General features: G+C 70.1%; 11 protein-coding genes. 7 read left to right on the top strand and 4 right to left on the bottom strand.

What is annotated here, in order from left to right:
* Positions 1 to 35: 35 nt before the first annotated feature.
* Positions 36 to 764 carry a transcriptional repressor LexA gene (gene lexA / locus SS2_RS09660; protein WP_066463863.1) on the bottom strand — a complete coding sequence of 243 codons (729 nt, stop codon included), beginning with the start codon at positions 762 to 764 and terminating at the stop codon, positions 36 to 38.
* Between the two features lie 682 nt (positions 765 to 1,446).
* Here lexA and SS2_RS09655 point away from each other — a divergent pair.
* Together SS2_RS09655 and nrdR are read left to right on the top strand one after the other, a co-directional pair.
* Complete coding sequence (locus SS2_RS09655; protein ID WP_157607282.1) at positions 1,447 to 1,836, top strand: hypothetical protein; 390 nt, start codon at positions 1,447 to 1,449, stop codon at positions 1,834 to 1,836.
* A gap of 392 nt (positions 1,837 to 2,228) precedes the next feature.
* Positions 2,229 to 2,765, top strand: a complete 537-nt coding sequence (gene nrdR / locus SS2_RS09650; RefSeq protein WP_066463488.1) for a transcriptional regulator NrdR — start codon at positions 2,229 to 2,231, stop codon at positions 2,763 to 2,765.
* 80 nt (positions 2,766 to 2,845) lie between these two features.
* Here the strand turns inward: nrdR and SS2_RS09645 are convergent, their stop codons facing one another.
* Positions 2,846 to 3,886: an aldo/keto reductase gene (locus tag SS2_RS09645; protein WP_066463486.1), complete on the bottom strand. Its 1,041-nt coding sequence runs from the start codon at positions 3,884 to 3,886 to the stop codon at positions 2,846 to 2,848.
* Positions 3,887 to 4,032: 146 nt separating this feature from the next.
* Here SS2_RS09645 and SS2_RS09640 point away from each other — a divergent pair, with 146 nt between their 5' ends.
* A complete protein-coding gene (locus SS2_RS09640; protein WP_066463482.1) occupies positions 4,033 to 4,221 on the top strand; it encodes a DUF5302 domain-containing protein in 189 nt (62 codons plus the stop codon).
* A 163-nt stretch (positions 4,222 to 4,384) separates the two neighbouring features.
* Here SS2_RS09640 and serA read toward each other — a convergent pair whose 3' ends face one another.
* Positions 4,385 to 5,596, bottom strand: a complete 1,212-nt coding sequence (serA, locus tag SS2_RS09635) for a phosphoglycerate dehydrogenase (protein WP_066463479.1) — start codon at positions 5,594 to 5,596, stop codon at positions 4,385 to 4,387.
* A gap of 63 nt (positions 5,597 to 5,659) precedes the next feature.
* Positions 5,660 to 7,906, bottom strand: a complete 2,247-nt coding sequence (locus SS2_RS09630) for a HelD family protein (protein WP_066463474.1) — start codon at positions 7,904 to 7,906, stop codon at positions 5,660 to 5,662.
* A 175-nt stretch (positions 7,907 to 8,081) separates the two neighbouring features.
* Here SS2_RS09630 and SS2_RS09625 point away from each other — a divergent pair, with 175 nt between their 5' ends.
* From SS2_RS09625 to SS2_RS09610, 4 genes are all read left to right on the top strand, one after another.
* Positions 8,082 to 9,344, top strand: coding sequence for a PP2C family protein-serine/threonine phosphatase (locus tag SS2_RS09625; protein WP_245643492.1), 1,263 nt, complete (start codon positions 8,082 to 8,084; stop codon positions 9,342 to 9,344).
* Positions 9,341 to 10,921, top strand: a complete 1,581-nt coding sequence (locus SS2_RS09620) for a sensor histidine kinase (protein WP_066463470.1) — start codon at positions 9,341 to 9,343, stop codon at positions 10,919 to 10,921. Before SS2_RS09625 ends, SS2_RS09620 begins: the two co-directional genes overlap by 4 nt.
* 31 nt (positions 10,922 to 10,952) lie before the next feature.
* Positions 10,953 to 11,402, top strand: a complete 450-nt coding sequence (locus tag SS2_RS09615; RefSeq protein WP_066463468.1) for a response regulator — start codon at positions 10,953 to 10,955, stop codon at positions 11,400 to 11,402.
* Between the two features lie 134 nt (positions 11,403 to 11,536).
* Positions 11,537 to 12,490: a PAC2 family protein gene (locus SS2_RS09610; RefSeq protein ID WP_174523196.1), complete on the top strand. Its 954-nt coding sequence runs from the start codon at positions 11,537 to 11,539 to the stop codon at positions 12,488 to 12,490.
* Positions 12,491 to 12,508: the final 18 nt, after the last annotated feature.

Genomic DNA, 12,508 nt, shown 5'->3' with positions numbered 1-12,508 from the left:
GAGCCCTTCGTTCGTGGTGCCCGTGGGGCAGCGCGTCACAGGCTGCGCAGGACCGACACGATCCGGCCGAGGATGGTGGCCTCGTCGCCGAGGATGGGGGAGAAGGCGGGGTTGCGGGGCAGCAGCCACACGTGTCCGTCGATCCGCTTGAAGGTCTTGACAGTAGCCTCGCCGTCGATCATCGCGGCGACGATCTCACCGTTCTCGGCCACCGGCTGGCGCCGGACGACGACCCAGTCGCCGTCGCAGATGGCGGCGTCGATCATCGACTCACCGGTCACCTTGAGCATGAAGAGCTCTCCGTCGCCGACGAGCTGCCGCGGCAGCGGGAAGACGTCTTCGATGACCTGTTCGGCCAGGATCGGGCCACCGGCGGCGATGCGTCCGACGAGCGGGACGTAGGACGGGGTCTGCCGGTCCGGCCCGGACTCGGTGGCGTAGGGACCAGTGATCTCCGCGGAGGTCGTCCGGGCGTTCTCGCCGACCATGTGGTCGGGGTGCACGATCTCCATCGCCCGCGGGCGGTGCGGGTCGCGCCGGATGTAGCCCTTGGTCTCCAGCGCGGTCAGCTGGTACTTGACGCTGGACGGGCTGGTCAGACCGACCGACTCGCCGATCTCACGCATGGTGGGCGGGTAGCCGCGGGTCTTGAGCGAGTCGGCGATGGTCGCCAGGATGCGGCGCTGACGGGCGGTCAGACCGTCCGGACCGACCTCGGTGGTGCGCCAGTCCGGCCCGCCGGGGTGCGGGGCCAGCTGCGTCACGCTCGCAGCACCTGCCGCGCTGGACTCGTTGGGTGCCACGGTGACCTCCGGTTGTGATGCGGTCTCTGCTCGAGCTCGGGCGCCTGGAGGGAACACGGGGCCGTCACCACAAGGACATCCGGCCGCCGGCGGAGCCACGTCACCCGGGGATGTCAGTGGCTCGTGGTGAAGTCTCCTTCGCGGGCTTGATCCAGTCTAGGCCGCAGGCGGCCACATCTCAAACAGCTGTTCGAGATTGGGTGTCGTTGGCTCTTGCTTTCCGCCGAGATCTTCGTACAGTTGTACTACGAACAGATGTACGAGTGATGGGTGGCCAGGCGTCGGCAGCGATGAGCGGCCGCGGTGAGCCGTAGTGATCGCCGCTCGCAGCGCGTGAGCAGCGTGTGAGCAGTACGCAGATGTGGTGAGCGGGGCGTCGGCACAGGCCGGACAGAAGCCCTGACGGAGATGCGCAGGTGTTGTGCGCCGGAGAGATGGAGTGGTCATGGGACAGGTGCTCGTTTTGGCGCACAGGACAGTTCCGGCATCGGCACCCGCGCGAGCGGTTCTCGCACCGGTGGCCTCGGTCCGGCCTGCTCGCGTCGTGCCGCTGCGACCTCGGTTGGAGGGGGGCGCGCAGGGGGCGCCGGCGGGCGGTGGTCCCGGGTCCCGCGAGGCTCTGCCTGCCGCGCCCGGAGGGCGCGTGTCCGAGCGGGTCGCGCGCCGGAGGCTCGCCGCGCAAGAGCGCGCCGCCGCCCGGGCCCGCCGGGTAGCCAGCGCCTCGGTTGATGGTTCCCTGACTGATCTCGAGCTCACCCGACGCGGGCGATGGGTGCTGTGGTCCGCCGCCCTCGCCGTCGCCACCGGCATGGCCGTCATGGGGGGAGGGGCCCTGGCGAGCACGCCGGAGCTGCCCCCTGAGGTGGTGCCCCACACGGTCACCGAGGGGGAGAACCTGTGGGGCCTCGCTGAGACCATCGCACTGCCCGGTGACGACCTGCGTGATGTGGTCGAGCTGATCATCGAGGTCAACGGACGCGCCTCTGCCTCCCTGTGGGCTGGCGAACAGATCCTGCTGCCGGTGCGAGGCTGACGAGTTCTCGCGATGTGAGACGTCAGCGGCGTGTGCTTGCTCCCCGCACTTAGGTTGACCTAAGTTAGCCGTACCTCATCAGCCGGCTGGGGGGCCGGTCGACGAGGGCATGGATGTGGCGCGCGAGCGCTTCTGCCATGGAATGGCATGCAGAGCATCCCGGGCAGCGCGAGGCGAGTCGCGACGCACCGGATGGGGACGGGGCGTCCCACGAGGGCGGTCACTCAGGTGGCCGCCCTCGTCTGTCTCTGTCGTCGTCCGTCTGTCCCCGTCGTCGGGTTCGCAGCCCGTACCTCGCCGTATGCGGCGCATACACAGTGGCGCGTATTCTTGCAGGTGTCCTCTCGCCCGGGCGGACGCTCGTGCAAGACCCCGGTTCTCTGGAGGCGTGTGTGCACTGCCCGTTCTGTCGTCACTCGGACTCCCGCGTCGTCGACTCCCGAACCTCGGACGATGGCGCCTCCATCCGCCGTCGCCGCCAGTGCCCGTCCTGCAACCGCCGGTTCACCACCTTGGAGACAGCCAGCCTGTCCGTGGTCAAACGCTCCGGGGTGACCGAGCCCTTCAGCCGCGAGAAGGTCGTCAACGGTGTGCGCAAGGCGTGCCAGGGCCGCCCAGTGAGCGAGGACGACCTCGCTCTGCTGGCCCAGCGGGTCGAGGAGAGCGTGCGCGCGACCGGCATGGCCGAGCTCGACGCCTACGAGATCGGGCTGACCATCCTGGGGCCGCTGCGCGAGCTCGACGAGGTGGCCTACCTGCGGTTCGCGAGCGTCTATCAGGGCTTCGACTCCCTCGAGGACTTCGAGGCCGCGATCAACCTGCTGCGCGCCGAGCACGAAGCCTCAGCCCGGAGCGAGGCCGGAGACGCCGACGGAACAGAGCAGACCGAGACCGCTGCCGATCTGTCCCAGACGTCCCGGGACTCCTGACGCCTCGGCGGCCGTCGTGCTGACGGCCGCGCCGCGCCGGACCCTGGTCCGGCGCCGGATGCGGGCCTGGCCCAGTCGGTCTACAGGTCGCTGGACCGTGACGCCCAGAGATTGATCTCGCCGTCCACGCTGCACTCGTCGATCGCTGCGAGCTCGGCGTCGGTGAAGTCCAGGCGTTCCACCGCCCGCAGGTTCTCGTCCAGCTGGTCCGTCGTGCGGGCTCCCACGAGCACCCCTGACACGATCGGGTCGCGCAGGCACCAGGACACCGCCATCTGCGCCAGGCTCTGACCGCGGTCCGCCGCGATCTGCGCCAGCGCAGCGATCGCCGCCCGGTTCTCCGGGGTCAGGTAGGACGTGGGCAGCGACCCGCCGCGGGCGGCGCGGGACTCGCTCGGCACGCCGGTCAGGTACTTCGACGTGAGCATCCCCTGCGCGAGCGGGGAGAAGGCGAGCACCCCCAGGCCGGCGGCTGCGGCGACGTCGAGCACGGACTCGCCGCTCGAGTCAGGGTCTTCGATCCAGCGGTTGAGCAAGGAGTAGGACGGCTGGTGGACGCTCAGGCGCACACCGAGCCGGTCCGCGACGTCGAGCGCCTCGCGGGTGCGCCGGGCGGAGTAGGAGGAGATCCCCACGTACCGGGCACGACCTGAGCTCACGGCCGTGGCCAGTGCCCCGATCGTCTCCTCGAGCGGGGTGGACGGGTCGTACCGGTGGCTGTAGAAGATGTCGACGTGGTCCAGCCCGAGGCGGGCCAGGGACTGATCCAGCGAGGACAGCAGGTACTTGCGAGACCCGCCCTCCCCGTAGGGTCCCGGCCACATCCGGTACCCGGCCTTGGTCGAGATGAGCAGCTCGTCCCGGCGCCCGGGGAGGTCGCGGGCCAGGACCTGGCCAAAGACCGTCTCAGCGGCGCCCGGCGGAGGGCCGTAGTTGTTGGCGAGGTCGATGTGCACCACGCCCGCCTCGATCGCGTGCACGATGATGCGGCGCTGGGTCTCCAGCGCACCTGCGTCACCGAAGTTCTGCCACAGACCGAGGCTGACGACGGGGACGGCCAGTCCGCTGGCGCCGAGCCGCCGGAGCGGGATGCCGGGCTGGGCGCTGGCGGTGGAGGTCATGGCCACCACCGTACCGCTGCGATACTAGGGGACCTACCTCGGAAGATGCCGTCGGGGAGAATTCGATGGCGCTGCTCGACGAAGTAGGGAAGTCTTGACGGTGCACCACGTGTGCAGCCGACATCTACCCAAGGAGGTCCGGTGCTATGACGCAGGACAGTTCTGAGCACGACGCGACGGTCAGCGATGACACCAAGGCCAAGTTCAAGGAGGCGCTGGACCGCAAGAACGCCGGCCAGCACCGCAGCGCCGAGGGGTCCTCGAACACCGGGACCGTCCACGGCTCCGAGACGGCAGGCAAGACCAAGCGCGTCTTCCGCCGCAAGTCTGGGTGAGCATCACGCACCGGTGAGCACGACGCACCGCTGACGCCCGCATCTGAGACGCTGCGCACGCGGGGTCACAGATCACGAGCAGACGACGATGGGCCCTGTCCTTCACGGACAGGGCCCATCGTCGTCTGCGGGAGGCGCCGGGCGCCTCCTCGTCACATCACCGTCAGCGCTGCGCCCCGGTGAGCACGCGGAGCTTGATGGTCTGGTCCATCGAGCGCAGCGCGTCGATGACCGCTGCCTCCAGGACCGAGCCGGCGTCGGTCACCACGTAGCCGACCTCTCCGCGGGTCGCGAGCAGCTGACCCTCGATGTTCGTGCCGTGCTCGGCCAGGGTCTTGTTGACCGCGGCCAGCACGCCCGGGGTGTTGCGGTGCAGGTGGGCGACCCGCGCCACGCCGGTGGAGTTCTCCAGGGCGAGGTTGGGGATGTTGACGCTGAGCGTCGTGGTCCCCGTGCGGACGTAGTCCTTGATCTTGTTGGCCACGAACTCCCCGATCGACTCCTGCGCCTCCAGGGTCGATCCGCCGATGTGCGGGGTGAGGATGACGTTCGGCAGGCCGCGCAGCTCGGACTCGAACTGGTCGCCGCGCTTCTTGGGCTCGGAGGGGAAGACGTCGATCGCTGCACCGGCGAGGTGGCGGGACAGGATCGCCTCACGCAGGGCGTGGGTGTCCACCACGAAGCCGCGGGAGAGGTTGAGGAAGATCGCGCCGGGCTTCATCATCGCGAACTGGTCCTCGCCGAACAGGCCGGCGTTGCCGCTGCGTCCGTCGACGTGCAGGGTCACGATGTCGGCGACCTGGAGCAGCTCGTCGAGGGAGCCGAGCCGGCGCGCGTTGCCCAGAGCGAGCTTCTCGGCAGTGTCGTAGAAGACGACCGACATCCCGAGGTTCTCCGCCAGGACGGAGAGCTGGGTGCCGATGTTGCCGTAGCCGATGATCCCCAGGGTGCGACCGCGCACCTCGTGGGAGCCCTCAGCGGACTTGTCCCAGATGCCGGCGTGCAGCGCCTTGTCGCGCTCGGTCATCCGGCGGGTGAGCGAGATGATCTCGGCGAGGGCGATCTCCACGACGGAGCGCGTGTTGGAGAAAGGGGCGTTGAACACGGCGACGCCGTGGTTCGCGGCGGTCTTGAGGTCGATCTGGTTGGTGCCGATACAGAAGGCACCGATGGTCAGCAGCTCCGGGGACGCCTCGATGACCTTGGCGGTCACCTGGGTCTTGGACCGGATCCCGAGGATGTGGACACCGTCGAGGGCGTCGATCAGCTCGTTCTCGTCCAGCGCACCGGAGCGGGTCTCCACCTCGATCCCGTGAGCAGCGAGGATCTCGATGGTGAGTGGGTGGACATTTTCGAGGAGGAGGGCCTTCAGCACTAGGTCATAGTGCTCCTTGCCCGCAGGAATGACCAAACGGGTCTTGGCACGTGGACGAGGTGCTCAGGGCTGTGCTGAGCCCTCCATGCCGGGGGGCAGCGGACGGGAGTGGGTCACGTGCAGGAACTTCGTCGGGCGGGTCATGGCCACGTACAGGTCGGACGCCCCGCCCGGTCCGGCGAAGATGTCTGCGGGCTCCTCCAGGATGACGGCGTCGAACTCCAACCCCTTGATCTGGGCCGGGCTGAGCACGACGACGGCGTCCTGCAGGCCGGTCGGGTCGTCGCCGCGGGCGACGCCCTGGTCGAGCAGGGCGGCCCGGACCTCGTGCGTCTCCTCGGCGGGGACCACGACGGCCACCTGACCCGCGCTGCCCGTGCGCACCTCGGCGACGGTCCGCAGGGCCAGGTCCAGGGTGAGCGCGCGCAGCTGGCCGGGCTCGGCCGGGTGGATCTGCAGCGCGCCGGGGATCTCGCGGGCGGAGGTGAGCGGGGAGACCGGCAGCCGGGCGGCCAGCGCCATGGACCGGGCTGCCGTGGCGATCGCCTCGGGGGTGCGGTAGTTGACGGTGAGCTCGGACATCCGCCACGCGTCGCGCAGCAGGGGAGTGAGCATCGCCGCCCAGGACCGTGCGCCGGCGGGGGAGGAGGTCTGTGCGACGTCACCCACGATGGTCATGGACCGCGACGGGCACCGGCGGATGAGGGCGCGCCAGGCCATCGCCGAGAGCTCCTGCGCCTCGTCGACCACGAGGTGGGCGTAGGTCCAGGTGCGGTCCTTCTCGGCGCGCTCGGCTGTGGTGAGGTAGGCGCCCCCGGAGGCGAAACGGTCGGCGAGGACGTCGGCGTTGACCAGGCCACCGCCGCTGCCGGAGTTCTCCAGCACCTGGCGGGCGTAGTCGAGGCTCTCGGCGCGCTGCTCCGCGTCCCGGCGTGCCTGGGCCTTCGCGGCCTGGTCGTCCTCCCCGAGCAGCTCGGCCGCCTCGTCGAGCAGCGGCACGTCGGACTCGGTCCACGGGGAGCCGGCCGGACGCTGCAGCGCTGCCAGGTCGGCGTCGGAGAGCTCGTGGGCGACCTGGGCCAGGCGGTGCGGCTTGGCGAAGAGGTCTTCGATGAGCTTCTCCGGGGTGAGCGGCATCCACGCGAGGTTGAGCGCGATCCGGATCTCCCGGGTGGTGCGCAGCTCCTCGATGACCTCAGCCCGTTCGTCCTTCTCGATCGAGAAGGACATCTGGTCCACGTACTGCTGAGCGAGGCGGGAGAGCATCTCCCGCACGAAGGTCACCCGCGCCTGGTTGTGGGGCTTGTGGTTGCGGCGCGCCTTGGAGATCGCGTCACGGATGTCCCGCCGACGGATGACGATGTCGTGCCCGTCCACCCGCAGCCGGGTGTCCTGGGCGGGGACCCGTTGGCGTGCCGAGACGGCCCGGCGGATGATCTGGGCGAACACGGCGCGGCCCTTGATCTCGGCGGTGCGCGGCGGCTCCGTGGCGCGCGCGGAGAGCCCGGGGATGAGATCGGCGATCGTCGTGCTCACCACGCCCGTCTCACCGAGGGAGGGCAGGACCTGGTCGATGTAGCGCAGGAAGGACTGGCTCGGACCGATGAGCAGCACACCGGAGCGTTCGAGCAACCTGCGGTGGGCGTAGAGCAGGTAGGCGGCGCGGTGCAGCGCGACAGCGGTCTTGCCGGTCCCGGGACCACCCTGGACCACGAGCGCGCCCTGCAGGTCCGACCGGATGATCGTGTCCTGCTCGGCCTGGATGGTCGCGACGATGTCGCCCATGCGGCCGGTTCGTCCGGCGGCCAGGGCCGCCAGCAGCGCGCCCTCCCCGGACAGGTTGAGCTCGCTGACGTGGCTGCCGGGCAGGGACAGGTCGAGGATCTCGTCCTCCAGACCCGTCACCGTGCGCCCGGAGGTCACCAGGTGCCGACGACGGAACACACCGTCACGGTGGGCAGCGGTGGCACGGTAGAAGGCCTGGGCTGCGGGGGCGCGCCAGTCGGTGAGGATCGAGGTGTGCTGCTCGTCGGTCAGGCCGATCCGGCCGATGTAGCGGGTGACCTGGTCGTCGAAGTCGAGCCGGCCGAAGCAGAGCCGGTCCTCGACAGCCTCCAGCAGTGCCGAGCGGTCTTCGTAGAGGGTCGCGAAGGCGTCGCGCTCGCTGCGGTTCTGCGGCGACCCCGAGGGGCCGCTGCGGCGGACCGCGGCCAGCCGAGCCCGGGTCGCGGCGCGCAGCTCGTCCAGCCGTGCGTACCGCACGTCGACCGCCTGCTGCTCCATCCGGATCTCGTCGGACTGATCAGTCACGCTTCTCCTCCCAGCAGCCGGCGTTCGTCCCGGCACACACCGTGACAGCCCATGGTCACGGCCGTCCAGTATCCCTGATCGCCACGCCAGGACCTATCTGTGCCGGTGAGAAGGGCGAGGGACGCTCTACCATCGGGGGACGGACGACGGGACATCACAACGGGAGGGGCTGTGTGTGAGCCGTGCCAGCCAGGACAAGCCCATCCGGATCCTCGTCGTCGAGGACGACGACGGTGACGCGATCCTCGTCGAAGCGATGCTCGAGGACGCAGGCGCCGCGGTCATCCTGAGCCGCGCCCGGACCATCGACGAGGCGCTCACGATGCTCGACGTCGACTGCGTCCTGCTCGACCTCGGGCTCCCCGACGCCCACGGCGTCTCCGGGGTGCTCCGCATCCACGAGACGCCGGCGCCGCCCGCTCTTGTCGTCTTCACCGGCATGACCGGGTCAGACCTGGGGATCGAGGCGGTGGCCGCCGGCGCCCAGGACTATCTCGTCAAGCAGGAGGTGGGTCCGGACCTGCTCATCCGGGCGGTCCGGTACGCCGTGCAGCGGCGGTTGTCCGACGAGCAGGAGCGGACGATCTACCGCAACACCGTCCGTGCCCACGAGACGGCGCGCCTGGAGCGTGCACTGCTGCCGACCCCGGCGCTGGTCGACCCTCACCTCGCCGTCCACGTCGGGTACCTGCCAGGCGGCGACGGGCTGCTCGGCGGTGACTTCTACGACGTGGTCGAGCGCGCGGACGGGACGGTGGCCGCCGTCATCGGCGACGTCGCCGGGCACGGGCCGGCTGAGGCGGCGCTGGGCGCGACGCTGCGCACCGCGTGGCGCACCCTCGTGCTCGCCGAGACTCCAGACGAGGCCATCCTCCCGCTCGTGGAGCGCGTCATGGTCATCGAACGGTCCAAGCCCGAGACCTTCACCACCTTGTGCCAGCTGGTGCTGTCCGCCGACCGGCGGTCCGCAGACCTCTATCTCGCCGGTCACCATGCCCCGATCCTGCTCGGTGCGCAGGCGACGACGATCGAACCGACCGCGCGCGGGCGGGCGCTGGGTATCCCGCTCGACACCTCGTGGCACGCGCAGCGCCTGGAGTTCGAGGACACCTGGTGGCTCATGCTCTACACCGACGGTCTGCTCGAGGCCACGGTCCTCGACCGTGCCCCGGTGGCGAGGGACCTGCGCGACGGTCCCGTCACCCTGCATCTGCCGCGACCCCGGATCGGCCTGGACGGCCTGCTCGAGGCGGTCAGCGCGGAGTACCTGCTGGGCACCGACGGTCTCACCGAACGGATCCTGCGCCGGGTGCACGACCTCCACGGCGGGCGCCTGGTCGACGACGCCGCAGTGCTCATCCTCGGGTGGCCCGGCCTCATCGACGGCGATGCCGTCCGGCGGTCGTCGACCCTGGCCGACTCCGCGGAGTGGCGATGACCACCCCCGACCAGCCCCACCGGTCCTCGGCCCGGACCCTGAGCCGCCAGCTGCGGGTCACCCTGCTCACCGGCGGCGTGGTCCTGCTGCTCATCGTCAGCGGCGCTGTCTACTCCGTCTCCCAGGTGCTCACCCTCCAGCACCGGGTGTCGACGACCTACTCCCAGGCCATCGGCTTCAACCACTCTGTGCGCGCCTGGCTGTCCGACGCCAGGACTGCTCTGCAGACGTATCAGGCCACCGGGTACCAGCCGGCGCTCGACGTCATCATCGACGGCCCCGATCTCGAGGCCGCCAAGGTGCACACCCTCCTGGTGGACGACCTGGGGGCTGACGACGACATGGTCGCCTCCTTCGAGACGCTCGTCGGTCAGATCGAGGACTGGCGGACGGCCTTTGTGGGACCGGCGGTCGAGGCGGTGAGCGCAGGTGGCACCGCGGCCGTGCCACCGGACCTCATCTCCGTGGGGGACGCGCTCTTCGCCGAGGCGCAGCAGACCGCTGACGAGCTGGCCGCGGATCTGGCCGAGGCGCGCTCCACCGCGAACGAGCAGTTCATGCGGTGGAACCTCAACCTCTTCATGACCGTGGTCCTGCTCACCGTCGCGGCGCTCGCGGTGGGGCTGGCTCTCTGGTTCACCCTGCAGCGCAGGATCGTGGAGCCGCTGGCAGACCTCGCCTCGAAGGCGGAGGCGGTGAGCGGGGGAGCGTTGACCCAGGAGGTGCGCACCCGCGCCCCGGGGGAGATCGCTGCGCTGGCCCGCGCCGTCGATGCCATGCGGGTCGAGCTCGTCGACCAGATGGCCGTCGCGCAGGAGTCAGCCCAGCAGATCGCTGCGGCGCACCAGCACCTCACCGAGCAGGCGGAGGAGCTGCGCCGGTCGAACCGGGACCTCGAGCAGTTCGCCTACGTCGCCTCCCACGACCTGCAGGAACCTCTGCGCAAGGTCGCCAGCTTCACCCAGCTGTTGCGCAAGCGGTATGGCGGGCAGCTCGACGAGCGCGCCGACCAGTACATCGACTTCGCCGCCGACGGCGCCAAGCGCATGCAGCAGCTCATCCAGGACCTGCTCGGCTTCTCCCGGGTCGGTCGGGTGCACGAGGATCCTGCGCCGGTCGATCTCGGCGAGGCGTGCCGCACGGCGGTGTCCACCTTCGACGCGGTGACCGCCGCGACGGGGGCCGAGGTGGAGGTCGGCGAGCTGCCCACGGTGGTCGGGCAGCAGACCTTGTTCGTCCAGCTCTTCCAGAATCTCGTGGGCAACGCGCTGAAGTTCCGCGACCCTGCCCGTACGCCGCGGATCAGCATCGGCGCGCAGCGGCGCGCGGGCGGGTGGGAGCTGTGGTGCACGGACAACGGGATCGGGATCGACGCCAAGTACGTGGACCGGGTGTTCGTCATCTTCCAGCGTCTCCACCCCAAGGACGTCTACGACGGGACCGGGATCGGGCTGGCCCTGTGCAAGAAGATCGTCGAGTACCACGGCGGGGAGATCTGGATCGACACCTCCCGTACCCCGCCGTTGACCGGCACGAGCGTCGTCTGGACCGTTCCCGACATACCTCGCGTACCGTAGGGCTCATGCCGCCACGAGAGAGCCGGGACCTATGACCGACGTGACCGGCACGACACGGATGATCGAGATCCTGCTGGTCGAGGACGACCCGGGCGACGTGCTCATGACCCGCGAGGCCTTCGACCAGAGCGCCACACCCCGCCGGGTGACGGTGGTCAGCGACGGCGAGAGCGCCATGGACTACCTCCGCAAGCGAGGCACGCACACCGCGGCGGTCACGCCCGACCTCATCCTCCTCGACCTCAACCTGCCGCGCATGGACGGCCGTGAGGTGCTCGCCGAGCTCAAGTCGGACCCTGTGCTGCGCATCATCCCGGTCGTGGTCCTGACGACCTCCGAGGCGGAGGAGGACGTCATCCAGAGCTACTCCCTGCACGCCAACGCCTTCGTCACCAAGCCCGTCGACTTCGACGGTTTCGCCGAGGTGGTCCATCGGATCGACGACTTCTTCGTCAGCGTGGTGCGCCTACCGAGCCGGTGAGGACGCCTGCGGTCGCGGCTGGTTCGCGCTCGGCCCCGACGGCGCGGGTGGAGGGCGCTGGGTGCCCCGGGAAGAAATGCAGTGCGGACGGCGTTCTTGTCAACGACTGACCGACTGTGGACTGGAGGTAGATCGTGCTCGACCCCCGTGGGCTCTATGAGATCGACACCGAGGTGGAGGCGAGGCTCGGCGTGCGTGACGCCGACGTCCGCAGTGACACTCCCGCGACCGGACCGGTGCTGATCAACGCGCTGCGAGGGTTTGTCGACGCCGGGAGCGCCGGGACGATCGCCGTCGAGCACCTGCTCGGCCTGGGAGAGACGACCCGCCTGGTGACCTTCGACGCCGACCAGCTGGTCGACTACCGCTCCAAGCGCCCCACCATGACCTTCGACACGAACGCCTGGGTCGAGTACGAGGCGCCGACCATCGCCATCGACCTGGCCCACGACGCGGAGCAGACCCCGTTCCTCGTGCTCCACGGCACCGAGCCCGACCTCCAGTGGGAACGGTTCGTCGCGGCCGTCATCGACCTGGTCGACCGCTTCGACGTGTCCATGACCATCGGCATGTACGGCATCCCCATGGGGGTCCCGCACACCCGCGACCTGTCCGTGACCCCTCACGCCTCCCGCGACGAGCTCATCGCCAACGCGTCCTCGTGGTTCGGCCGCGTCGCCGTCCCGGCGACCGTCGCCAACCTGCTGGAGTTCCGCCTCGGCGAACGCGGTCACGACTCCCTCGGCTACGCCGTGCACGTGCCGCACTACCTCGCCCAGTCCTCCTACCCGCCGGCCGCGATCATCGCGCTGACCAAGGTGGAGGCCACGACCGGGCTCGACCTTCGGGTGACCGACCTCGAGGAGGCGGCCGAGGAGGCGCGCGAGGAGGTCGCCCGTCAGGTGGAGCAGTCGCCGGAGGTCGCTGAGGTGGTCCGCGGCCTGGAGGAGCAGTACGACGCCTTCACCCGCGCCGCCGAGCGCCAGAGCCTGCTCGCCGACTCCGCCCCGATTCCCACCGCCGACGAGATCGGCGCTGAGTTTGAGCGGTTCCTCGCCCAGCAGAGCCCGGACAGCCCGAGCGCCTGACCCGGCGCTCGCAGCCTG

It is taken from the genome of Sanguibacter suarezii NBRC 16159 (assembly GCF_001552735.1).
GTDB classification, from domain to species: Bacteria; Actinomycetota; Actinomycetes; order Actinomycetales; family Cellulomonadaceae; genus Sanguibacter; species Sanguibacter suarezii.
The sequence above is the reverse complement of the archived record's forward strand: the minus strand, read 5'-3'. Positions and strand labels throughout refer to the sequence as shown.

Excerpts from the sequence above, each read along its gene's own strand:
- SS2_RS09645 (WP_066463486.1), bottom strand. The coding sequence starts at position 3,886 with ATGACCTCCACCGCCAGCGCCCAGCCCGGCATCCCGCTCCGGCGGCTC.
- SS2_RS09640 (WP_066463482.1), top strand. The coding sequence starts at position 4,033 with ATGACGCAGGACAGTTCTGAGCACGACGCGACGGTCAGCGATGACACC.
- SS2_RS09620 (WP_066463470.1), top strand. The coding sequence starts at position 9,341 with ATGACCACCCCCGACCAGCCCCACCGGTCCTCGGCCCGGACCCTGAGC.
- SS2_RS09615 (WP_066463468.1), top strand. The coding sequence starts at position 10,953 with ATGACCGACGTGACCGGCACGACACGGATGATCGAGATCCTGCTGGTC.